The sequence below is a fragment of the Eikenella corrodens genome, assembly GCF_003990355.1.
GTDB lineage: Bacteria > Pseudomonadota > Gammaproteobacteria > Burkholderiales > Neisseriaceae > Eikenella > Eikenella corrodens_B.
The window spans coordinates 1,203,074-1,228,375 of sequence record NZ_CP034670.1 but is presented as its reverse complement, the minus strand read 5'-3'; the positions used below and the strand labels follow the sequence as shown (position 1 = coordinate 1,228,375).

Here is a 25,302-nt window from a genome sequence, read left to right as displayed (position 1 = left end):
ATTAATGGGCGGCGATAAATGCGTCCACCGCTTCCTGCGAAGTGAGCGCGGCGCACACGGCGGCTTTATCGATGCGTTTCGCCAGGCCGGCCAGCACTTTGCCCGGGCCGCATTCGGCGGATTCGGTGATGCCTTCGCGCACGAGGAGCGCCACGGTTTCCGTCCAGCGCACCGGACTGTAAAGCTGGCGCACCAGCGCGTCTTTAATTTGCGCGGGGTCGGTGTAGGAAGCCACGTCCACGTTGTTGACCACGCGGATTTGCGGCGCATTCAATGCCACGTTTTGCAGCGCGGCAGCCAGTTTTTCGGCAGCAGGCTTCATCAGGTTGCAATGCGACGGCACGGACACGGGCAGCGGCAGCGCGCGTTTGGCACCGGCTTCTTTGGCCGCGGCCATGGCGCGTTCCACCGCAGCGGCATCGCCGGCAATCACCACCTGGCCGGGCGAATTGAAGTTCACCGCCTCGGCCACCTGCCCTTGCGCGGCGGCGGCGCAGATTTGGCGCACTGCATCGTCTTCCAGCCCCAAAATGGCGGCCATCGCGCCCTGACCTTGCGGCACGGCCGACTGCATCAGCTCGGCGCGCAGGCGCACCAGACGCACAGCATCGGCAAAATCCAGGCTGCCGGCAGCCACCAGCGCGCTGTATTCGCCCAGGCTGTGCCCGGCCACGGCGGCGGGGGTTTTGCCGCCGGCTTCGAGGTAGGCGCGATAAGTGGCCATGCCTGCGGCCAGCATCAAAGGCTGGGTATTCACGGTTTGGCCGATGAGGGCGGCATCTTCGCCGTTCATCATCGCCCACAAATCCTCGCCCAGCGCGGCGGAGGCCTGCTCAAAGGTTTGGCGCACAACAGCGCTGCCGTCGAAACCGGCCATCATATTCAGGCTCTGCGAGCCTTGGCCGGGGAAGAAAAAGGCAAAAGACATGGTGTTTCCTTATCTTATTGAAAAATATCTTGTTGGGAACAGTAGCAGGCTACCTGAAAATGCCTGATTGCGTTTTCAGGTAGCCTTCTCAAGCAATAGCAGCAGATTGTTAAATTCCATTCATCTAATATTTGGATGAATCAAAGTTAGAATGAACGTACCGATTATTCTGATTTCTTAATTTACTTGGTTAGAACAGGATACTCAAACAGGCTACCTGAAAAACAGCATGCCGTATTTTCAGGTAGCCTCTCAAATCAGCGCCCGTGGTAGTTCGGTGCTTCTTTGGTAATCTGCACGTCGTGCACGTGCGATTCGCTCATGCCGGCGGCGGTGATTTCCACAAACTCGGCTTTTTCGTGCATTTCGGCAATATTGGCGCAGCCCAAATAGCCCATGCTGGAGCGCAGGCCGCCCACCAGCTGGTGGATGATGTTCACAATCGGGCCTTTATAAGGCACGCGGCCTTCAATGCCTTCGGGCACGTATTTGTCGGCGCTGTCTTGTTTGTCTTGGAAATAGCGGTCGGACGAGCCTTGGCTCATCGCGCCCAGCGAGCCCATGCCGCGGTAGGATTTGTAGGAGCGGCCTTGATAGAGCTCGATTTCGCCCGGCGCTTCGTCTGTGCCGGCAAACATGCCGCCCAGCATCACGGTGGAGGCGCCGGCAGCTAGGGCTTTGGCCACGTCGCCGGAGAAGCGGATGCCGCCGTCGGCAATCAGCGGCACACCGGTGCCTTTGAGCGCCTCGGCCACATTGTGAATCGCCGTCAGCTGCGGCACGCCCACGCCGGCCACGATGCGGGTGGTGCAAATCGAACCCGGGCCGATGCCCACTTTCACTGCGTCTGCCCCGGCAGCCACCAAATCGCGGGCTGCCTGTGCGGTGGCGATGTTGCCGCCGATAACCTGCACTTGCGGAAAGTGTTCTTTCACCCAGCGCACCCGATCCAAAACACCTTGGCTATGGCCGTGTGCGGTGTCCACCACAATCACGTCCACTCCGGCAGCCACCAAGGCGGCTACTCGCTCGTCGGTTTCCGGGCCCACGCCCACCGCAGCACCCACGCGCAAGCGGCCGTCTTGGTCTTTATTGGCATGGGGGAACTCGGTGGTTTTCAAAATATCGCGCACCGTAATCAGGCCTTTGAGCTCGTCTTGGGCGTTCACAACCAAAACGCGCTCGACCTTATGCTGATGCATCAGTTCGCGCGCGTCTTCAATGCTGGTGCCCTCAGGCACGGTAACCAATTCGGCCCGGGGCGTCATAATGGCAGACACCGGTTGGTCGAGGCGGGTTTCAAAGCGCAAATCGCGGTTGGTAACCAAGCCCACCAGCTTGCCGTCCTGCACCACCGGCAGGCCGGACATCTGCCGCTTGCGTTGTGCACGCATTTCCAACAGCTGCCCAACCAACATTTCCGGCGCAATCGTTACTGGATCTTTCACCACGCCGCTCTCGTGCCGCTTCACCTTGGCCACTGCTTCGGCCTGGCGTTTGATACTCATGTTCTTATGAATAATGCCGATGCCGCCTTCCTGCGCCATAGAAATGGCCAAGCGCGCCTCGGTAACGGTATCCATGGCGGCGGAAATCAGGGGCATATTAATGGAAATGTTGCGGGTGAGGCGGGTTTGCAGCGAGACGTGCTTGGGAAGCACTTGGGAATGGGCAGGAACAAGCAATACATCATCAAAGGTGTAGGCTTTTTCAACGATTCGCATGATTAAAACCTTCTTGTCGGTTGCTAATAATGCGGCCGCATTGTAGCAAAATTGTCGGCATTTAGTAAGCATCAAGCGCCAAGCATGACATCTGCCCGCCAGTTGAAGTACAATGAAAACCGATTATGTAACCATATTCAACGGGAAGACCACCAAATGAATAAAAAACTAACCTTGCTGGCCGCCTGCGCCGCAACCATGCTGTTTTCAGGTAGCCTGATGGCAGAAGACGTTTACCAATGGAATGGCCGCAGCCCCACCTATTCCGACGTACCGAGAAACCTTGTTCCGGCCACCAGCAACATCGTGAACGTGCGCACCCAAACCTCGCGCCCCGCCGTTGCGCCTCCCGGCCAGCAGCAAAACCAGCTGCCGCAAGTGCAGAATAATAATGGTGAAATCTCCGCTACTGAACTGCAAGCTATGGCTGCCCAGAAACAGTTGGAAGAGAACCGGGCTCGGGATGAATCCAACCGTAAAGTACAAGAACAAAATGATGCCATACGCGCCAGTAATTGCAATGCCGCCCGTATCAACCTGCAACATGCACAAACTGCCCGTGTACAAAACCGCGAGCAGTTAGTGCAGCAGTACCAAACCAACGTCAACCAATACTGCAACTAACACGGCCAACTAAACCCACCGGTCTCGACTCAGCCGGCCGTTCGGTCTTGCCGTTTCACTTTTCCGCAAACCTTCGGCCATGTCTGATTTCGACCCGCACGCCATCATTGCCAACCTGCCCAACCTGCCCGGCGTTTACCGCTTTTCGGACAAGGACGGGCAGGTTTTATACGTGGGCAAAGCCGTCAACCTCAAACGCCGCGTGGGCAGCTATTTTCAAAAAAACGACTTATCCCCGCGCATCGCCCTGATGGTGCGGCAGATTGCCCACATCGAAATCACGGTAACCCGCTCCGAAACCGAAGCGCTGATTCTTGAAAACAACTTCATCAAGGTCTTGTCGCCGAAATACAATATCCTGTTTCGCGACGACAAATCCTACCCCTACCTCATGCTCACCGGGCATGATTTCCCGCAAATGGCCTACTACCGCGGCAGCCTGAAGAAAACCAACCAATACTTCGGCCCCTACCCCAACAGCTACGCCGTGCGCGACAGCATTCAGATTTTGCAGAAAGTTTTCCTGCTGCGTACCTGCGAAGACAGCGTATTCGAACACCGCGACCGCCCCTGCCTGCTCTATCAAATCAAACGCTGTTCCGCTCCCTGCGTCGGCCATATTTCGCAGGAAGACTACCGCACCAGCGTGGAAGAAGCCGCCATCTTCCTCAACGGCAAAGCCGATCGCCTGCTGCAAAACCTCACCGCCAAAATGCAGCAGGCCGCCGAAACGCTCGATTTCGAGCACGCCGCCCGCTACCGCGACCAAATCCAAGCTCTGGGCAAAATCCAGAGCCAGCAATTTATCGATAGCAACAACCCCAACGCCGCCTACAACATCGATATCCTCGCCCTCGCCACCGAACAGGGCGGCATCTGCATCCACTGGGTCAGCATCCGCAACGGCCGGCGTGTGGGCGAAAAAAGCTTTTTCCCCGACAGCCGCCACTCCGCCCCCGAAGAAGCCGCCGCCTATGGCGAAGCCTTCGTTGCCCAGCATTATCTCGGCCGCGACAAACCCGACATCATCATCAGCAACTTCAGGCTACCTGAAAACCTGCAAACCGCCCTGATCGAAGAGCACGGCAAACAAATCCGCTTTATTGCCAAAACCAGCGGCGAGCGGCGCGTGTGGCTGCAAATGGCCGAACAAAACGCCCTGCTCGCCCTGCGACAGAAACAGCAGCAAAACCAAAACCAAGAACAACGCGTCCAAGCCCTGGCCGAACTGCTGCAACTGCCCGCCGCCGAGCTCAACCGCATCGAATGCTTCGACATCAGCCACACCCAAGGCGAAGCCACCGTCGCCTCCTGCGTGGTATATGAAAACCAAAGCATGCGCCCCGACCAATACCGCCGCTACAACATCAAAACCGCCAAAGCCGGCGACGACTACGCCGCCATGCGCGAAGTGCTCACCCGCCGCTACGGCAAACTGGCCGAAGGCAACGAAGAAGACGGCAAATGGCCCGACCTGGTGCTGATCGACGGCGGCAAAGGCCAAGTGGCCATGGCGCAGCAAGTATGGCAGGATTTAGGCATCCGCCTGCCCATGGTCGGCATTGCCAAAGGCCCCGAGCGCAAAGCCGGCCTCGAAGAGCTGATTATTCCGCACTTAGGCACTACCACCCAACTCCCGCCGCACCATCCCGCCCTGCACCTTTTGCAAACCGTGCGCGACGAGTCCCACCGCTTCGCCATCACCGGCCACCGCCGCAAACGCGGCAAAGCCCGCGTTACCTCCTCGCTGGCCGAAATCCCCGGCGTGGGCGACAAACGCCGCCGCAGCCTGCTCACCCGCTTCGGCGGCCTGCGCGGCATCCAAGCCGCCAGTATCGACGACTTGGCCCAAACCGAAGGCATCAGCCGCGCCCTGGCCGAAAAAATCTACGAAGCCCTACACTGAAAGACCGCAACATGCCCTGGAACATCCCCATCCTGCTCACCTGGTCGCGCATCCTCATGATTCCGCTGTTTACCGCCCTTTTCTACCTGCCCGCCTCCTGGCGCGTGGGCATCCAAACCGTCAACACCTGCGCCGCCGCATTATTCGTGCTCGCCGCCGTTACCGACTGGTTCGACGGCTACCTCGCCCGAAAATGGAAGCAAACCTCCGACTTCGGCGCCTTCCTCGACCCCGTGGCCGACAAACTCATGGTGGCCGTCGCCCTCATCCTCCTTGTCCGCCTCGACCGCACCTGGGCCATCTGCGCCATCATCATCATCGGCCGCGAAATCACCATCTCCGCCCTGCGCGAATGGATGGCGCAGCTGGGCAAACGCAACAGCGTGGCCGTGGCCGCCATCGGCAAATTCAAAACCGCCGCCCAAATGGCCGCCATCACCCTGCTGCTGCTGCAAAGCTGGCCCGCCCTCGGCCTCGACTTCATTTGGCTGGGCAACGCCCTCATGTTCGCCGCCTGCGTGCTCACCCTGTGGTCGATGTTCTACTACCTCAAAATGGCCGCCAAAGAATTCAAACAGCCCCGTCCGCCCGAAGCCGGCTGAACACACCGCACGCGCCATTAGCCAACCCCGTCGAACCCTCATATTTTTCAGGTAACCTCTTTCGCATAGAAGGCTACCTGAAAAACATAAATAACCTTGCACAGCATATAACCATCCATACGCCATTCAAATTTTCAGGTAGCCCTCTTCAAGCAGGCTACCTGAAAATTTGCAGCAGAAATACAAGGCCACCTGAAATCCAACCTGCTGCCCGTCAGCGCTTTTCAGGTAGCCTCCCGCACGAAGAGGCTACCTGAAAAATATAGCGGATTAAAATTAAGAATGCTACGCCGCATTGGTTCGCCCGTTTGTATGCGTATACTGCCTGCAGCTCGCCGCCTTGTCCTGATTTTTGTTCATCCACTATATTTCCCCATCAAATTGGCCACATACTCATCCGCATACAGCCATCTGCGCACCATCCAAAATTTTCAGGTAGCCTCCAATAAGATGAAGGCTACCTGAAAATTTATAGTGAATTAAATTTAGACCAGTACAGCGTTGTCTCGCCTTGCCGTACTATCTGTACTGTCTGCGGCTCGCCGCCTTGTCCTGATTTAAATTTAATCCACTATATTTGCCATCGTTCCCTACCGGAATCTATTCCTCCGCCCGTGCCTTGGCCACGGATACGGTGGCGGGGCGCAGCACGCGGTCGTGCAGGGTATAGCCCTTCTGCATCACGTTCACAATCGTATTCGGCTCTTGGTCGCTTTCCACGGTTTGGAAGGCCTGGTGGCGGTGCGGGTCGAGTTTGTCGCCGGGCTGGGGCAGGATTTCTTTAATCTGAGCCTGCTCGAAGGCGCGTTTGAGCTCGGTGAGTGTCATCTCCACGCCCATTTTCAGCGCATCGAAATTGCCGCTTTTATCCAAGAGTGCCATTTCCAAATAGTCTTTTACTTTCAACAACTCTTCGGCAAATTTCTTGGCGGCGAATTTGTGGGCGGCCTGGATTTCTTCCTGATGGCGGCGGTTTAGATTTTGCAGCTCGGCCTGGTGGTATTTGTTGATGTCGGCCAGCTCGGCTTCCAGTTCGGCCACGCGCTGAGCCAGCTGCTCCGGCGTAGGCTCGGCAGTAGCTTCAGCGTTGGCCTGCGGCTCGGCGGCTTCAGCCTGGGCTTCTTGCTGCGGGCGTTCTGTTTCGGGATTTTGGTGTTGGTGATGTTGATGATGAGACATGAAAATTCCTTTGAAAAAGAGCTTTTGCCCTGCCAAATGGGGCGGTGCGGCCGATTTTCAAGCGAAAAGGCGGTGGCGGGCATAATTATTTTGCTGCGGCTGTCAGAAACAGTGTATGCCGCTCGTCTATTAAATAAGCCGGCTGTGGCGGCAAAGTTAATTTCATCAATCGCTTTGTTAAATTAAGCCCATGGCGGGTATGGTACTATTTCCTTATAATCCGCGCACATTTTTGTGCCCTTGTTTCAACTTCGTTGAAGCTAACGCTTTCAGGTAGCCTTATATGTTTAAAAAACTGATTCAATCTTTCATCCTGTCAGTGCTGTTGTGCTCCGGCATGGCGGCGCATGCAATCGATGCCGGCCAGCTGCTGCCGGCGGAGCAGGCGTTCCGCCCCACGGTGGCGGCGGGCGAGCAGGATGTGGCCGTGCAATTCCAAATTGCCGACGGCTATTATCTCTATCAAGAAAAAATCCGTGTGGAAACCGAGCCGTCCGGCCTGCTGGGCGCGGCTGAGTTTTCGCCGGGCAAGGAAAAGGAAGACGAGTTTTTCGGCAAGCAAACCGTGCACTACCACCAAGCCGTGGTGAAACTGCCCTTCCAATCCGCCGCACCTGCCGCCTACCGCCTCACACTCACCTACCAAGGCTGCGCGGATGCGGGCGTATGCTATCCGCCGGTAACCAAAACGCTGGAAATCAAAGGCGCGGGCGTGTATGGCGACACGGCCGCCCCTCCCGCCGGCAGCAACCGCTTTACCGCGCCGCAAGACGGTGCACCCGCTGCCAGCCCCGTGCCGCAGCCGCGCAAAAGCCTGTTCAGCCTGTCGCGCGACACATTGGGGGCAAACCTGCTGGCTTTTTTTAGTTTCGGCATTGGCTTGAGTTTTACCGCCTGCATGTATCCCCTGCTGCCCATTGTGTCGGGCATCATCGTGGGAGACCGTGCCAATGCCGGCAAACGCCGCGGGCTGATTTTGTCTTCGGTGTATGTGCAGGGGCTGGCGCTTACCTATGCCGCCGTGGGCGTGCTGGCCGGGCTCACCGGCTCGCTGCTCACCGTCTGGCTGCAACAGCCGTGGGTGGTGCTTTCTGCCGCCGCGCTGATTGTGGTGCTGGCGCTGGGCATGTTCGACGTGTTCACCATCCAGCTGCCCTCCTTCATCCAAAGCTATTTCCAACAGCAGAGCAGCAAGCTTTCCGGCGGCAAAATGGCTTCCGTGTTTGTGATGGGCATGCTCTCGGCGCTGATTGTCGGCCCCTGCGTGGCGCCGCCCTTGGCTGTGGCTTTGGGTTATATCGGCCAAACCGGCGATGCCGCGCTGGGCGGCCTGGCTTTATACAGCATGGCGCTGGGCACCGGCGTGCCGCTGATTTTGGTGGGCACATTCGGCGGGCACGTCCTGCCCAAGGCCGGCGCGTGGATGAACGGCATCAAACATGCCTTCGGCATCATCCTGCTGGCCGTGGCCGTGTATCTGGCCGCTCCCTTCCTGCCCTACGGCCTGACCGTGGCACTCTATTCCCTGCTATTGGTTATCCCCGGCGGCCTGCTGTTAGGCAAACACCTGCGCAACCGCCAAATCAAGCCTTTGGCCATGGGGCTGGGCAGCCTACTGCTCACCGTGGGCGTGTTTTTCGCCGTGCAGAGCGTGCGCATGCAGCCCACCTTCCTGCACCAGGCACTCACCGTGTTCCCGCCGCAGCAAACCGCGCACCGGGTATTTACCGCGCCGCAGCAGCTTAACAGCGCCATGCAACAGGCTTTGGCCAGCGGCAAGCCGGTGGTGCTGGATTTTTATGCCGACTGGTGCGCCAGCTGCAAGGAGATGGAACACAAAACCTTCAGCCGCCCCGAAGTGCAGGCCGCCGTGCCGCCCGATCGCGTATTCAAAATCGACCTCACCGACAACACGCCCGAGCAGCGCGCGCTGTTGCAGGAATACGGCCTGCCCGGCCCGCCCGGCATCTTCGTCATTCATCCCGACGGCCGCCGCAGCAGCCCGCTCATCGGTTTTACCGAACCGGCGGCGTTTATCGAATGGTATCGGCAGCAGGTTTCCTGAAGCCGGTTGGAATAAGAACAAAGGCTACCTGAAAAATTTCAGTGTAGGAAATCGTCGCGTCGTTTACACTTTTTCTACGGCGGATAGCTTTTGTTTTTTCTTGAATGATTCTTAGGCAGCTATCCGTCATTATCAAGAGCAGAGCGGGTTTCCCGTGTCTATTGACATTCTTGACAATGCCGGATAGCTGCTCAAACGGGTCTTCAAGCAAAAGCCGAAAGTGTAAACAACGCTGTTAATTTCCACACCTGCGGAGGCTACCTGAAAGCAGTACGGGCATTATAGCCCAATCCGCCAATGGGGCTACCTGAAAACCACCGCCGTTCGCTATATAATGCCGCCATCTTTCCCACATAGCCCGCACCATGACCCAATACTATATCGGCCTGATGTCCGGCACCAGCATGGACGGCGTAGATGCCGTGCTGGCGGCTTTTAACGGCACCCAATGGCAGGGCGCGCTCGGCCATTTTGCCGTGCCCTACAGCGATGATTTGCGCTGCCGCCTGCTGGATTTGCAAAACCCCGGCGGCAACGAAATCCACCGCAGCGAAATGCTCGCGCAAGAGTTGGCATCGCTCAACGCCCAAGCAGTGCACGGCCTGCTGGCGCAGCAAAAGCTTGCCCCGCGCGATATCGCCGCCATCGGCGCACACGGCCAAACCGTGCGCCATGCCCCCGAACACGGCTACACCGTGCAGCTCATCAACCTGCCGCTCTTGGCCGAGCTCACCGGCATCGACACCGTGGGCGACTTCCGCCGCCGCGACATGGCCGGCGGCGGCCAAGGCGCGCCGCTCGTGCCCGCCTTCCATCAGGCAGTGTTCGGCAGCACGGAACATGGTCGCGTGGTGCTCAATATCGGCGGCATCGCCAACATCAGCGTGTTGCAACCGCATGCCGATGCCGGCGGCTTCGACACCGGCCCCGGCAATATGTTGGCCGACGCTTATATGCAGCACCGTTTCGGCCAAACCTGCGACCGAGACGGCGCCCTTGCCAGCAGCGGCCGCGTGATTCCCGAGCTGCTGCAAACCCTGCTGGCACACCCTTATTTCCACCGCCCCCCGCCCAAAAGCACCGGCCGCGATTTGTTTTCCCTCGATTGGCTGCAAGGCTACCTGAAAAACAGCAAAGCCGACGCATTATTGTCAGAAAACAGTTATGCCCCCGCCGATATCGTGCGCACCCTCAACGCCCTCACAGCGCAGAGCATCGCCGACGCCATTGCCGCCCACGCCCCCGGCGTGCGCGAAGTGTTTGCCTGCGGCGGCGGCGTGTTCAATCCCGTGCTGATGGCCGAGCTCTCCGATAGGCTCGCCCCGCTCGGCATCCGCACCGCCACCACCGACGAGCTAAACCTGCCGCCGCAATGGGTGGAAGCCGCCGCCTTCGCCTGGCTCGCCGCCTGCCGCGTGTGCCGCGAGCCGGGCAACCCCCACGCCGCCACCGGCGCGAAACAGCCCTATATCCTCGGCGCTTGGCATTGCGCGTGAGCTGGTTTGATATACGGAAAGGCTACCTGAAAATATGCGCCGCCTATTTCCAGGCAGCCCCTTCCGATGCGCTATGGCGGATTGAACAATCGGAATAAGACAGCCAACCGCAGGCAGCATACAGGCTTAGCAAAGCGCCCCTGTGCCATAAGAAGCCCAATCTCGACACAGCCACCTTGCCCACAGCATTTTCAGGTAGCCCGACCCCCGCCGCAAAGCGCGTATATAGCGGATTAAAATATAATGGATTAACAAAAATCAGGACAAGGCGGCGAGCCGCAGACAGTACACACGTTACGGCAAGGCGGGCCAACGCCGTACCGGTTTTTGTTAATTCACTATAAAAATGAAACAAGGCGAAACGATTGCCGTGTCTGGATAAGTACGTCAGAGGGGTGGCAACGCTGTATCATAGCGATTTTAATCCACTATAATCCGCCCGTTCATACCTTGCCGATTTTAGCCATGCCCTATTTCGCCCTGTTTGACGATGCCGTAAGCGACCGCGCAAAACTCTATCAAAATCATGTGGAAAGCCGCCTTTTCCATCATAACGAACTGGATTCGCTGGACGATACGCTGCAAAAGGGCTGGCAAAAAGGGCTGCATGCTGTGTTGTTTGCAGACTACGAATTCGGTTTGCCGCTGATGGGGATTGAGTCCGAACGCGGCGGCAATCTTGCCCTGCACTGGTTTGCCGACTGCGCCGACATCGATGCCGAAAGCTGGCTTGCCCAACATTCAGACGACCTCCCCGCCGGCATTTCCACGCCGCAATCCTCCGTATCCGAAGCCGATTACCTCAACCGCATCCGCCAAATCCACGAAGCCATCCGGCGCGGCGACACCTATCAAATCAATTACACCACCCGCCTACACCTGCAAGCCTACGGCAACCCCGTCAGCCTCTACCGCCGTCTGCGCCAACCCGTCCCCTATGCCGTTTTGTCCCGCCTGCCCGATGCGGCAGGGAAATCCGCGTGGACGCTGTGTTTCTCGCCCGAACTCTTCCTCAAAATCGGTGCGGACGGCACCATCAGCACCGAACCAATGAAAGGCACCGCGCCGATTTTGGGCGACGGACAAGACGAACGCCGCGCCGCCGAGTTGCAAGCCGACCCGAAAAACCGCGCCGAAAACGTGATGATTGTCGATTTGCTGCGCAACGACCTCGGCAAAATCGCCCAAACCGGCAAAGTATGCGTGCCCGAGCCGTTTAAAGTATCGCGTTTCGGCAGCATCTGGCAGATGACCAGCACCATCCAAGCCCAAGCCCTGCCGCACATCACCGCCGCCGACATCCTCCGCGCCGCCTTCCCCTGCGGCAGCATCACCGGCGCGCCCAAACGCATGAGTATGCAGATTATCGAATCGCTCGAAGCCGAACCGCGCGGCCTGTACACCGGCAGCATCGGCTACCTGAAACCCTGCGCGGGCGGGCTGGGGTTTGAAGGCATATTCAACGTTGTCATCCGCACCCTGTCGCTCAAACCCGTTTCTAACTCAGTTTCAGACGACCTAGATAGTGGATTAAATTTGAATCAGGACAAGGCGACGAAGCCGCAGACAGTACAGATAGTACGGCACGGCGAGGCAACGCCGTACTGGGTTAAAGTTAATCCACTCTATCACGGAGTGTACGGCGTCGGTTCCGGCATCGTCATCGACAGCGACCCCGCCGCCGAATATCGGGAATGCGGCTGGAAAGCCCGTTTCCTCAACGAATTGCGCCCCGCCTTCGGCATCTTCGAAACCATGCGCGTGGAAAACAGGCAATGCCGCCTGCTCGACCTGCATTTAGGTCGTCTGAAAACCTCCGCCCAAGCCCTCAACCTACCCCTGCCCGACGATGGCGAAACCCGAATCCGGCAATACATCGCCAAACTGCCCGACGGCCTCTTCCGCCTGAAAGCCGAACTCGTTTCAGACGGCCTCATCCTCAGCCATGCCGCCACCGCCGAGCTGCCCGCCCCGCAGCGCGTCATCCCCGCCCCGCAACCCCTCCCGCGCCGCGACTACCTGCGCCGCTTCAAAACCACCCGCCGCGCCCTCTTCGACCAAGCGTGGCAAACCGCCGAAACACAAGGCGCGTTCGACAGCCTGTTTTTCAATTCAGACGGCCTCCTGCTCGAAGGCGGCAGAAGCAACGTGTTCGTCAAATACCAAGGGCAATGGCTCACCCCGTCTCTGGATTTGGACATCCTAAACGGCGTCATGCGCCAAGCCGTGTTGCAGCAACCGCAAACCTACTTGAGCACGGACGCAGTCATCGAAACGCACATCACCCGCGACATGCTGGAACACGCCGAAGAAATCCGCCTCTCCAACGCCTTAAGGGGCGTGTTTGAGGCAGAATTAGCACAATAAACAAACGGCTTGGCATCTTGTTCCAAGCCGTTTGTTTCTATAGTGAATTAAATTTAAACCAGTACAGCGTTGTCTCGCCTTGCCGTAACGTGTGTACTGTCTGCAGCTCGCCGCCTTGTCCTGATTTAAATTTAATTCACTATATATATCGAGTTTCAGCTAGCCTTCCGGCCATACAAGCAAAGGCTACCTGAAAATCAGAAATCCGTTTTCAGGTAGCCTGAAGCGAGATAGCGGGCGGGTATGATTTCTTCATACCAGGCGGCGAAATGCGAGCCACAAGCCAATGCTTGGCCGACGTGTAGGGTGCGTGCCGCAGGCACGCACGCCGTTGTCCGCTACTTCAAGCCGTGTGCGTGCATTCTGTATACGCCCTACACACCTGAACGGGAAAGGCTACCTGAAAGCATGGTTTCAACGAAGCTGAAACTTTTCAGGTAGCCTTTTGCCTACAGCCAAGCTAGCTGCTTGCTTCCTCACTCTGCACGCATTGCCCAATGGTTTACCGGCCCGTGGCCGTGGCCGATGTTGATGGGCTGCGAGATGGCGGCGGTGATGCACTGTTTGGCGGTGCGGATGGACGCTTCTACGCTTTCGCCTTTGGCCAGCTCGGCGGTGAGGCAGGCGGAGAAGGTGCAGCCGGTGCCGTGAGTGTGCGGCGTGGGGAAGCGCGGGCTTTCCAAAGTGAACTGCCCGTTAGGCATAAACACCCAGTCGCGGCAAATTTCGCTTTGCGATTCGCCGCTGTGGCCGCCTTTAATCACCACGGTTTGCACACCGGCTTCCTGCAAGATGCGGGCGGCGCGTTCGGCATCGGCATCGGTTTGGATGTCGATGCCGGTGAGCGCTTCGGCTTCGGGCAGGTTGGGCGTGAGCACGTCGGCCAGCGGCAGCAAATGCTGTTTGAGCGCGGCCACGGCGTTTTGCTGCAACAGCGGCGCGCCGCCCTTGGCCACCATCACCGGATCGAGCACCAGCCGGCCAAACGGTTTGCCTGAGATTTTTTCCGCTACGCATTCAATCACTTCGGCCGTACCGAGCATGCCTATTTTAAAAGCGGCTACCTGAAAACGAGCATCGCGAGTTTCTGCGGAGCTAAAATCGGCGGCGATGGAATCGATTTGTGCGCGGATAATATCGAGCGGCACGCCGTAGATGGCCTGCACGCCCAGCGTGTTTTGCGCAGTTACCGCCGCCAGCACGCTCATGCCGTACACGCCGCGCATTTGAAAGGTTTTCAAATCGGCCTGAATGCCGGCGCCGCCGCCGCTGTCCGAGCCGGCGATGGTGAGGGCTTGTGCAATTTGCGTCATCTGTTTTCTCCTGATTAAACCGTTAAATCCATTCCACTTTCGCGCGTGCCGCCACTTCCTGCGCCGATACGGCGGCCAGGTTGTCGATCAGTTTCCATGCGAACGAGCCGCTCTGCGCAGGCTGCAAGCCCTGCGCCGCCAATTCGCCCGCCACGGCATACACCGTGCAGGCTTCGGCCACGGCGTGCAAATAGTCTTCCGGCGCGGCCACGGCGGCAAATGCGCCCGCTATCGTGCTCAACAGGCAGCCGGAAGCGGTTACTTTGGGGAACAGCGGCGTGCCGTTATTCAATTTGGCGGTGCGGCTGCCGTTGGAAACGTAGTCGGTTGCGCCGCTGATGGCGGCAATGCAGCCGTATTGCTGCGCGATGCGTTGGGCGATGCCGTGCAAATCGGCCGAGCCGCTGCCCGCATCCACGCCTTTAGCATGCCATTCCACCCCGGCAATATGCGCCATTTCGCCCGCATTGCCGCGCACGGCGGCGAAGCGGATTTCTGCCAACAGCTGCGCCGTGGTTTCGCGCCGCAGCTGGGTAAAGCCTGCGCCCACCGGATCAAGCACCACCGGCACGCCCGCACGGTTGGCCGATTTGCCCGCCGCCAGCATGGCTTCCACCTTCTGCTTGTTCAGCGTGCCGATATTCAGCACCACCGCCGAGCTGGCCGCCGCCAGTTCCGCCATTTCATCCACGCTATCGGCCATAATCGGCGAAGCACCAATCGCCAGCAGGCCGTTGGCCGAGAAATTGGCCGCCACGATGTTGGTGATGTTGTGCACCAGCGGGTTGCGAGCGCGGACTTGATCCAGATATTTGATTTCCATATTGCTTTCTCCTTAATAATGGCGGAAGGCGGGCAAGAAAAAACGCCCGTTGCAAAGCCGGGCGAGGTGCGTTGTATCGACATGCGGGGCAGGCTGTTTCCAGCTGCGCTTTCAGGTAGCCTGCAACGGCTGTGCAGACCCCTGCATAGTTTCCTACGCCAGTATTAACTGTATCAGGTACAACGGGTATTTTCTCAGCCGCCTTTGCGGCACCCCGACTAATGGCCGCGGATTATAGCCCGCCGCCCGGGGAAAGGCTACCCGACGGCTATATCGCGGATAAACAAAAACCCGTACAGCCTTGGCCCGCCTTGCCCTGATTTTTGTGAATCCACGATACAAGGCATCGGGCCGATACAATAGGAAAGGCTACCTGAAACTTTTCAGGTAGCCTCTTAATATTCATATCACGCAGCAGCCTTATTCAAACGGGCGCACCGGCAGGCCGAACATGGCGCGGGCGGTGTTGAGCATCTGGCAGGAGAAGCCCCACTCGTTGTCATACCAAGACAATACTTTCACCATATTGCCGTTGGAAACTTTGGTCAGCGTGCTGTCGAACACGGAGGCTTCGCTGGTGTGGTTGAAATCGGAAGACACCAAGGGCAGGCTGTTGTAGCCCAGCACGCCTTTCAGGTAGCCCTCGCTGGCGGCTTTCAGGAGCAAGTTGATTTCTTCCACGCTGGTATCGCGGCCGGCTTCGAAGGTTAAATCCACCAGCGAAACGTTGATGGTGGGCACGCGCACGGAGAAGCCGTCGAGCTTGCCTTTGAGCTCGGGCAGCACCAGACCCACGGCCTTGGCGGCGCCGGTTTTGGTGGGAATAATATTTTCCACCGCGCTGCGGGCGCGGCGCAGGTCTTTGTGGCGTACGTCGGTGAGCACTTGGTCGTTGGTGAAGGCGTGGATGGTGGTCATCAGTCCTTTGGTGATGCCCACGCTCTCCGACAGCACTTTGGCCACGGGCGAGAGGCAGTTGGTGGTGCAGGAAGCGTTGGAGACCACGGTCATCTCGGGGGTGATTACCTGGTGGTTCACGCCGTATACGACGGTGGCGTCCACATCGTCGCCGCCGGGGGCGGAAATCAGCACTTTCTTCGCGCCGGCCTGAAGGTGTGCCGAGCTTTTCTCTTTGCTGGTGAATTTGCCGGTGCATTCCATCACTAAGTCCACGCCCAATTCTTTCCACGGCAGCTCGGCCGGATTACGGTTGGACACCAGCCGGATTTTATCACCGTTGATAATCAGGTGCTGCTCGTCATGCGACACTTCGGCGGCAAAGCGGCCGTGCACGGTGTCGAATTTGGTTAGGTGCGCCTCGGCCTCGGGGCTGCCGCTGGTATTGACGGCAACCACTTCAAACTGGTCGCGCAGGCCGTATTCGTAAATCGCGCGCAATACCTGGCGGCCGATGCGGCCATAGCCATTGATGGCAATCTTCAAGCTCATGTTTACACCTTTCTTACATTCTGAAAACGCCCGTGCAAGCAGCCGGGCAGAAAAACATCAACAGGGCGGATTATAGCGGATTTGCCCCGCAAACTACAGCCGCCAAGCCCTAAGAGGCTACCTGAAAACATCATTCTACCGTTTTCCCCCTTTACTTTCCCCCGCCGCAGGGGTAAAAAGGCAGCTTCATCTCATTCACACTTCTTTACCATCAAGGAGCAGTTATGCAAAAAGTAGGATTTGTCGGCTGGCGCGGTATGGTCGGCTCGGTTTTGATGCAGCGTATGCGCGAAGAAAACGATTTCGCCCACATCCCCGAAGCCTATTTCTTCACCACCTCCAACGTAGGCGGCAACGCCCCCGATTTCGGCCAGGCCGCCAAAACCCTGCTTGATGCCAACAACCCCGCCGAACTGGCCGAAATGGACATCATCGTTACCTGCCAGGGCGGCGACTACACCAAATCCGTGTATCCTAAGCTGCGCGAATCCGGCTGGAACGGCTATTGGATCGACGCCGCCTCCGCCCTGCGCATGAACGACGATGCCGTGATCGTGCTCGACCCGGTAAACCGCAACGTAATCGATGCCGCCCTGCAAAACGGCGTGAAAAACTACATCGGCGGCAACTGCACCGTGTCCCTCATGCTGATGGGCTTGGGCGGCCTGTTCCAAAACGGCCTGGTGGAATGGGCTTCCTGTATGACCTACCAAGCCGCCTCCGGCGCGGGCGCGAAAAACATGCGCGAACTCATCAGCGGCATGGGCGCCATCCACAGCCAAGTGGCCGCCGAACTGGCCGACCCCGCCAGCGCCATCCTCGATATCGACCGCAAAGTATCCGACTTCCTGCGCTCGCCCGACTATCCCAAGGCCAACTTCGGCGTGCCGCTGGCCGGCAGCCTGATTCCGTGGATCGACGTAGACTTGGGCAACGGCCAATCCAAAGAAGAATGGAAAGGCGACGCTGAAACCAACAAAATCCTCGGCGGCAGCCGCCCCACCATCGTGGAAGGCCTGTGCGTACGCATCGGCGCCATGCGCTGCCACAGCCAGGCCATCACCCTGAAGCTGAAACAGGATCTGCCCGTATCCGAAATCGAAAGCCTGCTCGCCGGCGCCAACGATTGGGTGAAAGTCGTGCCCAACACCAAAGAAGCCAGCATGCACGAGCTCACCCCCGCCGCCGTTACCGGCACACTCACCGTACCCGTAGGCCGCATCCGCAAGCTCGCCATGGGCGGCGAATACATCAGCGCCTTCACCGTGGGCGACCAACTGCTCTGGGGCGCGGCCGAACCCATCCGCCGTATCCTGCGCATCGTATTGGGCAATTTGGATTGATTTAACCTGCCCTGAAACACCATTAAAGGCTACCTGAAAACAGTCATGGCTGATTTTCAGGTAGCCTTTATAGTGAATTAACAAAAACCAGTACGGCGTTGTCTCGCCTTGCCGTAACGTGTGTGCTGTCTGCGGCTCGCCGCCTTGCCCTGATTTTTGTTAATCCACTCTATCAGGCAGCGGATAGCAGCGGGCATATTTTTCGCCAGCTGCCAGCAGAAGCAGCAGTATCAAAATGCTGATTTGCGGCCAAACCCACAGCGAAAGCAGGAGCAAGGCGGCTATAAATTATAAAAATATTTCATTTTTATGAAGGCAAACCGTATGTTGCAGAATACAGACTGCTTTTCCAACCTCCCAAAAGCAACCTGTATATTTAGCGTTGCGATTTAATCACCCGCGCAATCAGCGCCTTATCCTTGCCTGCCATATTCGGAATCTGCACCTGAATACCGTTGCCGGGAGCCACTTCCGCCGCTTCGCCCCTGCGTTTCATGGCTTGCAGCACGACGGTTTGGTTGCCCTGCGGGTGGATGATTTCCAGCGTATCGCCCACGGCGAAGCGGTTTTTCACTTCCACGGTGGCCCAGCCTTCGGCATCAATTTCGGTAACGTGGCCGACGTATTGGCTTTGCTTGGCCACGGAATGGCCGGTGAGGTAGTTTTGGTAGTCTTGCGTTTGGTGGCGTTCGAGGAAGCCGGAGGTGTAGCCGCGGTTGGCGAGGCCTTCGAGTTCGGCCAACAGGCTGTAGTCGAAGGGGCGGCCGGCCACGGCGTCGTCGATGGCTTTGCGGTAGGCCTGGGCCACGCGCGCCACGTAATACACGGATTTGGTGCGGCCTTCCACTTTGAGGCTGTCCACGCCGATGCGGGCGAGCTCGGCCACTTGCTCTACGGCGCGCAAGTCTTTGGAATTCATAATATATGTGCCGTGTTCGTCCTCCATAATCGGCATCATTTCGCCGGGGCGGTTGCTCTCTTCGATGAGGAAGATTTTATTGGCGGCGGGATGGCGCACTTGGCCGTTGATGCCTTCGAAGGCAGCGTTGGCTTCTTCTTGGGCTTTGTTGAAGTCGAAGCCTTGCAGCAGGCGGGCGTCGCCCATTTCGTCGATTTCGGCGGGGTGGACTTTGTAGTCCCAGCGGCAGGAGTTGGTGCAGGTGCCTTGGTTGGGGTCGCGGTGGTTGAAGTAGCCGGAGAGCAGGCAGCGGCCGGAGTAGGCGATGCACAGTGCGCCGTGCACGAACACTTCGAGCTCGACATCGGGGCATTCTTGGCGGATTTCGGCGATTTCTTCCATGCTCAATTCGCGCGACAAAATAATGCGTTCCACGCCGATGCGCTGCCAGAATTTCACGCCCCAGTAGTTGGTGGTATTGGCCTGCACGGAGAGGTGGACGGGCATATCCGGCCAGCGTTCGCGGGTAACCATAATCAGGCCGGGGTCGGCCATAATCAGCGCGTCGGGCTTCATGGCAACCAGCGGCTCCATATCGGCCACAAAGGTTTTGAGCTTGCTATTGTGCGGCAGGGTGTTGACGGTGAGATAGAACTTTTTGCCGCGTGCGTGGGCTTCGGCAATGCCTTGTTGCAGCACGTCCAGCTTGGCAAATTCGTTGTTGCGGGCGCGCAGGGAATAGCGCGGGCTGCCGGCATATACGGCATCGGCACCGTAATCGAAGGCGGTGCGCATGCGTTCGGGGCCGCCGGCGGGGAGGAGGAGTTCGGGAGATTTCATGGCGTGATTCAAATGGGATAAGGGGGTAATCGTGATAGAAACGGTTTGCTTTCAGGTAGCCTTTAAGTTATTCGGAGATGCTTTAAACGATTTTCAGGTAGCCCCTTAAACAGGCTACCTGAAAACGAAGTTTCTGCGAAGCTAAAACATTGGCTTCCACGGGGAAGCTAACATCAGCTCCCACAGAAGCGGCAGTCAGACGAATTATAACGCAAAATGGCGGCTAACCGGCTTCAGCGGTGTCGTGTTTGGGTGCAGGCTCCCAAATCTGCGAGGTGAAGAGTTGCGCGTCGTGCACATAGGGGTTGTTTTGATCCCACACATAGCCCGCAAATACGGCGCTGAGCATGCGGTCGGTTTCCGGCGTGCGCTGGCCGCTGAAAATCATGTCTTGCAGCGTGCCGGAATACCAAGCTTCCACATAGTGCCGGAACACGTTGACACCGGACATCAGCGGGCGCGCGAATTCGTTTTGCCAGTTCACCTGCTGGCCGTTCAGCTGGCGGGCCACCAAATCGGCAGCAAGCTTGGCCGAGTGGGTGGCGATGGTGACGCCGGAGGAGAATACCGGATCGAGGAATTCGGCGGCATTGCCCAATAGGGCGAAGTGGCGGCCGTAGAGCGATTTCACGCTGGCGGAATAGCCGGGCAGGTAGATGAAGGGGAAGTCGTTATCCCATTGTGCGTTTTTCAAAATGCGGCGCAGGAAAGGCACTTCCAGGGCAAATTTTTTCAGGATGACGGCAGAGCTTTCCTGCCCGAGTTTTTCAGGTAGCCCCACCACGCCGATGGAAGCGCGGCCGTTGGAGAAAGGAATCAGCCACAGCCAAATATCGCGGTGTTCGGGGTGGATGCACACCAGGTTTTTGTTGCGGTCGAAGGCCGGGTCGGTGATGTGGTCTTCGATGTGGGTGAAGTGCACATGGCGCAGGGGCAGGTCGGAAGGGATATCCCAGCTGAGCATGCGCGGCAGCACGCGGTGGTAGCCGCTGGCATCCAACACGAAACGCGCGCCCAGCACATAAGGGTCGCCGCCTTCCTGCTGCACCACCAGTTTGGCGAAATCGCCGTGGTTGTCGAAGGCTTTCACCGTGGAGCCGAACTGCACGATTACGCCTTGCTTGATGGCTTCGTCGATCAGGATTTTATCGAAACGGGCACGCTCTACATTAAATGCGGTGGAAGGGCCGGGGGAGAATTTATCGGTGAATTTGAAGCTGGTGTTGCGCTCGCCCCAAGAGAAGGCGAAGCCGTTTTTATATTGAAAACCGAAGCCGGCCTGCACGGCGGGCAGGAAGCCGGCCTCATGCAGCAGCTCCATGCAGTGCGGCAGCAGGCTCTCGCCGATAACGAAACGCGGGAAATGCTGCTTTTCCACCACACAAACATTGAATCCCCGCTTGTTCAACAGAGCAGCCGCCACTGCCCCCGAGGGGCCGGCGCCGATGATAACGACGTCGTAATGCTGAATCATGTTTTCCCTTTATTTTTTGCTTCCGCCCGGCTCTGCGGGCAGTGGCAAGATTATTCGTTTGCGGCTGCCTTGCCGCTGCCACCCCATTCCGCAGCAGCGAAGCTTGAATGAATTAAGAATTGGTTTGATTATAAATGAATTAGACAAGATTTGTCTAAAACCAACCGCCGTGGGCAGCAGGCGCGGGCTTTTCCAGGCCATACTGCGCGGCCGGGCAAGTAATAGACCGATAGGCTACCTGAAAGCAATTAGCCTGCCAAGCTGCATTGGTTTGCAAATTAGCGGATTATCTTCACCCTTGCCGGGCGCTGGACGGCCTTGCCGAGCTTTAGCCCTGTTGGCAGCCGCAGCCCGGCATCGGCAGCAAATTTGTCCGCTAGCGCCCGCAGACAGTTTCCCGGCCAGGCCGTACAATACCGCCCGTTATCAGGCTACCTGAAAATCAAGGACCCGCCATGCAGGATTTCCACGTTGCACAACTGCCGCTGCCGCCGCAGGGCACCCACCTTGTCGAGGCTTCCGCCGGCACGGGCAAAACCTACAGCATTGCCGCGCTGTTCACCCGCCTGGTGGTGCTCGAAGGCTGGGCGCCGGAAAACATATTGGTGGTTACCTTCACCGAAGCCGCCACCGCCGAGCTGAAAAACCGCCTGCGTGCCCGGCTGGGCGAAGTTTTGGCTGCCCTACAGAGCGGGGAGACGCCGGCCGATGAGTTTCTGCAACATCTGCTGGCCGAAGCCTTGGCCAAACAAGAGCGCAGCAAACTCATCCTGCAGCTGCAGGCCGCCCTGTCCGGCTTCGACACCGCCGCTATCTACACCATCCACGGCTTCTGCCTGCGCGTGCTGGGCGACTACGCCTTTTTGTGCGGCGTGCCCTTCGAGCTGGAAACCGGCCCCGCCGACACCGCCGCCCGCCTGGTGGCCGCACAGGATTTCTGGCGCGAACACGTGGCTGACCACCCGCAAAACGCGCGCATCGCCGCCCGCTTCGGCATCACCCCCGCCTCCGTGCTAGCCGAATTTTCAGGTAGCCTCAAACGCGCCCTTTTGGACTACAGGCTACCTGAAAACCGTCTGCCGCAAATACAGAAAGGCCTCCATGCCGCTTGGCACAAGCTGCAACGGAATGTGGAGGAAATCGAAGCCGTGTACCGCCGCATCAAGCCGCAGCTTCACGGCGGCACATTCAATGCCTCCATCGACACCCTGTTTACCGAGCTCCGGCAAGCCGTACAAGAAGGCTTGGCGCAACCCGTGCTTTCCAAGCCGGACAAGCTGCTGTGTTTTGAAGAAAACGCCCTGCGCAACAGAATCCGGAAAAACCAGCATATTGAAGAAGCCGACATCGCCGCCCTCCAGCCCTTGGCCGTTCTCGGCCGCCGCCTGGCCGAAATCGGCGAAGCCGAGCAGGAAGCAGCCATCCGCCTCAAGCTCGAATGCTTGGGCTACCTGAAAACCCGTTTGGCCGAAGACAAACGCCGCAGCCCGCGCCGCGACTATGATGATTTGCTAATCGACGTACACGCCGCTCTATCCAACCCCGATCATCCAGAACAAGCCGAAGCGCTCGCCCAAGCCCTGGCGGCCAAATGGCGTGTGGCGCTCATCGACGAATTCCAAGACACCGACCCGCTGCAATACGCGATTTTCCACACCGCCTTTATCCGCCAAGGCGTACCCGTATTTTTGGTGGGCGACCCCAAACAGGCCATCTACGGCTTTCGCGGCGCCGACATCCATGCCTACCTCGCCGCCGCTGCCGACACTGCCCCCGAGCAAAGCTACACCCTACACACCAACTACCGTAGCCACAGCAATCTGGTCAACGGCATCGGCCATCTGTTTTCCGCCCGCAGCCGCCCCTTTGTGCTGCCGCAGATTGCCTACCCCAATGTGCAGGCTGCCCGCATCGAGAGCTTGCTCAGCCCCGCGCCTGAAGCTGCCGTGGCCGTACGCTGGATTAATCCATCTGTCGAAGATGGCAAACTGCCGAATAAAGATGCCTTGCGCGAACTCTGTGCCGATTATTGCGCCCGCGAAATTGCCGCACGGCTCAATCAGGCGCTTTCAGGTAGCCTTTCCATCGGCGGCAAGCATGGCGGCGAAAACGTGCCGCTGCATCCGGGACAGGTAGCCGTATTGGTCCGCACCCACAGCGAAGCCGCTCTGGTTGCGCGCGCGCTCAAACGCCGGGGCGTGCGCAGCGTATTGCTGCAACAGCAATCGGTGTTCGACACGCCTGAGGCCGAAGCCCTACACGCCCTGTTGCTGTTCTGGCTGGCACCGCAGCAAACCGAATACCTGCGCTTCGTGCTCGGCGGCATTTTCTATGGCTACACCGCACAAGACCTGGCCGAATTGAACGGCAACGAAAACCGCCTGGCCGAGTGGATCGCCCTGGCCGAAACCGCCGCCGAAGCCTGGCAGCAGCACGGCATCTACACCGCGCTCACCCGCTTTGCCCGCCAAAGCGGCCTCGAACAACACCTTCTGCACACCCGCAACGAACGCAGTTTCACCAATTTCTGGCAGCTGGCCGAAATCCTGGCACTAGCCGCCGACGAATGCGTTACGCCCTCCGCATTGGCGCAATGGCTGGAAGCACAATTGCAAAACGTTGGAAAAGACAAAAAAAACACGGAATACCAGCTGCGGCTGGAAAGCGATGAAGACTTGGTAAAAATCGTTACCATGCATGCGGCTAAAGGGCTGGAATACCCGCTGGTGTTTTGCCCTTTCGTGTGGGATGCCAGCCGCGATTTGGTGCAAGACTGGAACATCATCAGCCAAAGCAACGGCCGAAACCTATTGTTGGCCAAAGCCCAGTTGGGCGAAGAAGACGAGCGGCAGCTGTTTGCCGAAGACCTCGGCGAACGCCTGCGCCTCTTGTATGTCGCGCTCACCCGCGCCCGCGAGCAGCTCGTGCTCTACGCCGCCCCCTGCAGCAACACTCCGGAAAACACCTTCGCCTATCTCTTGGCCGAAACAGGCGGGGACGATTGTCATGCCATCCGCAGCCATTGGAGTAGCCTGGAAGGCCAAGGCCGAGCCGAAGCCCTGCGACAGGCTTGGCTTAAGCGCATCCAAAGCGCCGCGCCCGGCCGGCTGCAATGGCTGGAAGACGAGCCGCCCGAAGCCAGTTACCGCGCCCGCGACGAACAGCAGGGCAGCTACCGCGCCCTCGTGCTGCCCGAGCGGCCGCTGCAATTTATCCGCCACACCAGCTTTACCGGCCTGAGCCGCCAAACCCTGACCGCCGAAGAGTGGCTACCTGAAAAATTGCTGGCCGATGAAAACCCCGCCGCCGAAACCGAAAGGCTACCTGAAAACGAGCGCAGCGAGTTTCTGCGAAGCAAAAGTGTAAGCGACGAGTTGCGCTCCAACGGCCAAAATGTAGTTGAGCCAAACGGGCAGGCCGATTTGTGGTCAAACGAAGCCGAAACTGCCTTGTTGGCCTTCCCTGCTGGTATCCAGCCCGGCATCTGCCTGCACAGCATTTTGGAGAAAACCGACTTCGCCCGCCCCGCCGCCGAACAAGCGGCATCCTATGCCGATATCCTAGATAGACACGGCTTCGAGGCCGAGCAATGGCTGCCGGCGGTGCTGGAAATGGTGGAAGCCGTGCGCCGTGCGCCGTTGGCAGAGAATATGCAGTTGGCCGATATTCCCGCCGATAGCCGCGTAGCAGAAATGGGCTTCGTGCTGCACCTGAACGATTTCAGTTTGAAACGTCTGCGCCGCTGGTTTGCCCGCACCGACATCGGGCTACCTGAAAACGCCGCCGCCCACCTGCCGCAGCTGGATTTCCACGCCGTAACCGGCTTCCTCAACGGCTTCATCGACCTGATTGCCGCAGGAAAAGACAGCAGGGTGTGCGTTATCGACTACAAATCCAACCACTTGGACAGCCATTTGGCCGATTACGGCCAAGCCGCCATGAGCGCGGCGGTGAGCGAACACCATTATTACCTGCAAGCGCTGATTTACGCCGTAGCCACCGCACGCTACCTGAAACAACGCCGCGCCCTGCCCGAATCCATCCATGTGCGCTACCTGTTTGTGCGCGGCCTGAATCCGCACGGCCAGGAGGGCTTGTGGTGCTGGGATATCCCCGTTTCCGCCCTGCAGGAATGGCTCGAATAGCCGCAGCCTTGCCGGGTAGGGTTAGGCGTGGCAGAAAAATCAGCATAAATAACAATCCTTAGCCAAGTTTTCCCAAACGGATATTGACTATTTGGCAAATCTGCCTATAATATGCCCCTTTCGTAA

At 58.4% G+C, this 25,302-nt stretch carries 18 protein-coding genes, 1 pseudogene and 1 riboswitch; of the genes and pseudogenes, 9 read left to right on the top strand and 10 right to left on the bottom strand.

Annotated features, from left to right (window positions below; translation table 11 throughout):
- Position 1: 1 nt before the first annotated feature.
- Both fabD and guaB read right to left on the bottom strand, forming a co-directional pair.
- Entirely contained in the window at positions 2-928 is a 927-nt protein-coding gene (gene fabD / locus ELB75_RS06130) for an ACP S-malonyltransferase (protein WP_126983166.1), read from the bottom strand.
- 257 nt (positions 929-1,185) lie between these two features.
- Complete coding sequence (guaB, locus tag ELB75_RS06125) at positions 1,186-2,652, bottom strand: IMP dehydrogenase (RefSeq protein WP_126983165.1); 1,467 nt, start codon at positions 2,650-2,652, stop codon at positions 1,186-1,188.
- Positions 2,653-2,808: 156 nt separating this feature from the next.
- On the opposite strand from guaB, the gene ELB75_RS06120 reads away from it, so the two are divergent.
- The 3 genes from ELB75_RS06120 to pgsA all read left to right on the top strand — a co-directional run bounded on the left by ELB75_RS06120 (position 2,809) and on the right by pgsA (position 5,784).
- Positions 2,809-3,276 (top strand): DUF4124 domain-containing protein, encoded by a 468-nt coding sequence (locus ELB75_RS06120; RefSeq protein ID WP_126983164.1) that lies wholly within the window; start codon positions 2,809-2,811, stop codon positions 3,274-3,276.
- Between the two features lie 79 nt (positions 3,277-3,355).
- Positions 3,356-5,182, top strand: coding sequence for an excinuclease ABC subunit UvrC (gene uvrC / locus ELB75_RS06115; RefSeq protein ID WP_126983163.1), 1,827 nt, complete (start codon positions 3,356-3,358; stop codon positions 5,180-5,182).
- Positions 5,183-5,193: 11 nt separating this feature from the next.
- Positions 5,194-5,784 (top strand): CDP-diacylglycerol--glycerol-3-phosphate 3-phosphatidyltransferase, encoded by a 591-nt coding sequence (gene pgsA / locus ELB75_RS06110; RefSeq protein WP_126983162.1) that lies wholly within the window; start codon positions 5,194-5,196, stop codon positions 5,782-5,784.
- Between the two features lie 214 nt (positions 5,785-5,998).
- On the opposite strand, the gene ELB75_RS12475 is transcribed toward pgsA, so the two are convergent.
- The 3 genes and pseudogenes from ELB75_RS12475 to grpE all read right to left on the bottom strand — a co-directional run bounded on the left by ELB75_RS12475 (position 5,999) and on the right by grpE (position 6,963).
- Positions 5,999-6,148: a hypothetical protein gene (locus ELB75_RS12475; protein ID WP_164726823.1), complete on the bottom strand. Its 150-nt coding sequence runs from the start codon at positions 6,146-6,148 to the stop codon at positions 5,999-6,001.
- Positions 6,149-6,256: 108 nt separating this feature from the next.
- Positions 6,257-6,363 (bottom strand): annotated as a pseudogene (locus ELB75_RS13225) (IS5/IS1182 family transposase); the annotation flags it as partial.
- Between the two features lie 21 nt (positions 6,364-6,384).
- Positions 6,385-6,963 (bottom strand): nucleotide exchange factor GrpE, encoded by a 579-nt coding sequence (grpE, locus tag ELB75_RS06105; RefSeq protein WP_126983161.1) that lies wholly within the window; start codon positions 6,961-6,963, stop codon positions 6,385-6,387.
- On the opposite strand from grpE, the gene ELB75_RS12660 reads away from it, so the two are divergent.
- The 4 genes from ELB75_RS12660 to ELB75_RS06090 all read left to right on the top strand — a co-directional run bounded on the left by ELB75_RS12660 (position 6,952) and on the right by ELB75_RS06090 (position 12,891).
- Positions 6,952-7,149 (top strand): hypothetical protein, encoded by a 198-nt coding sequence (locus tag ELB75_RS12660; RefSeq protein WP_206501498.1) that lies wholly within the window; start codon positions 6,952-6,954, stop codon positions 7,147-7,149. The two genes, grpE and ELB75_RS12660, sit on opposite strands and share 12 nt — an antisense overlap.
- 97 nt (positions 7,150-7,246) lie before the next feature.
- Positions 7,247-9,028, top strand: coding sequence for a protein-disulfide reductase DsbD (gene dsbD, locus ELB75_RS06100; protein WP_126983160.1), 1,782 nt, complete (start codon positions 7,247-7,249; stop codon positions 9,026-9,028).
- Between the two features lie 365 nt (positions 9,029-9,393).
- On the top strand, positions 9,394-10,524 hold the full coding sequence (locus tag ELB75_RS06095; RefSeq protein WP_126983159.1) for an anhydro-N-acetylmuramic acid kinase: 1,131 nt from the start codon (positions 9,394-9,396) through the stop codon (positions 10,522-10,524).
- 465 nt (positions 10,525-10,989) lie between these two features.
- Positions 10,990-12,891 carry a bifunctional chorismate-binding protein/class IV aminotransferase gene (locus ELB75_RS06090; protein ID WP_126983158.1) on the top strand — a complete coding sequence of 634 codons (1,902 nt, stop codon included), beginning with the start codon at positions 10,990-10,992 and terminating at the stop codon, positions 12,889-12,891.
- Between the two features lie 476 nt (positions 12,892-13,367).
- Here the strand turns inward: ELB75_RS06090 and thiD are convergent, their stop codons facing one another.
- From thiD to gap, 3 genes are all read right to left on the bottom strand, one after another.
- Positions 13,368-14,204 carry a bifunctional hydroxymethylpyrimidine kinase/phosphomethylpyrimidine kinase gene (thiD, locus tag ELB75_RS06080; RefSeq protein ID WP_126983157.1) on the bottom strand — a complete coding sequence of 279 codons (837 nt, stop codon included), beginning with the start codon at positions 14,202-14,204 and terminating at the stop codon, positions 13,368-13,370.
- A gap of 22 nt (positions 14,205-14,226) precedes the next feature.
- Positions 14,227-15,027 carry a hydroxyethylthiazole kinase gene (gene thiM, locus ELB75_RS06075; RefSeq protein WP_126983156.1) on the bottom strand — a complete coding sequence of 267 codons (801 nt, stop codon included), beginning with the start codon at positions 15,025-15,027 and terminating at the stop codon, positions 14,227-14,229.
- 133 nt (positions 15,028-15,160) lie between these two features.
- Positions 15,161-15,254: riboswitch (TPP riboswitch) on the bottom strand.
- Between the two features lie 193 nt (positions 15,255-15,447).
- Positions 15,448-16,476, bottom strand: coding sequence for a type I glyceraldehyde-3-phosphate dehydrogenase (gap, locus tag ELB75_RS06070; protein ID WP_126983155.1), 1,029 nt, complete (start codon positions 16,474-16,476; stop codon positions 15,448-15,450).
- A gap of 224 nt (positions 16,477-16,700) precedes the next feature.
- On the opposite strand from gap, the gene asd reads away from it, so the two are divergent.
- Positions 16,701-17,819, top strand: a complete 1,119-nt coding sequence (asd, locus tag ELB75_RS06065) for an aspartate-semialdehyde dehydrogenase (RefSeq protein ID WP_126983154.1) — start codon at positions 16,701-16,703, stop codon at positions 17,817-17,819.
- A gap of 376 nt (positions 17,820-18,195) precedes the next feature.
- Here the strand turns inward: asd and trhP are convergent, their stop codons facing one another.
- Together trhP and ELB75_RS06055 are read right to left on the bottom strand one after the other, a co-directional pair.
- Positions 18,196-19,557 (bottom strand): prephenate-dependent tRNA uridine(34) hydroxylase TrhP, encoded by a 1,362-nt coding sequence (gene trhP, locus ELB75_RS06060; protein WP_126983153.1) that lies wholly within the window; start codon positions 19,555-19,557, stop codon positions 18,196-18,198.
- Positions 19,558-19,780: 223 nt separating this feature from the next.
- Positions 19,781-21,031: an NAD(P)/FAD-dependent oxidoreductase gene (locus ELB75_RS06055; protein ID WP_126983152.1), complete on the bottom strand. Its 1,251-nt coding sequence runs from the start codon at positions 21,029-21,031 to the stop codon at positions 19,781-19,783.
- Between the two features lie 455 nt (positions 21,032-21,486).
- On the opposite strand from ELB75_RS06055, the gene recB reads away from it, so the two are divergent.
- Positions 21,487-25,176: an exodeoxyribonuclease V subunit beta gene (gene recB / locus ELB75_RS06050; RefSeq protein ID WP_126983151.1), complete on the top strand. Its 3,690-nt coding sequence runs from the start codon at positions 21,487-21,489 to the stop codon at positions 25,174-25,176.
- The last annotated feature ends 126 nt before the right edge of the window (positions 25,177-25,302 follow it).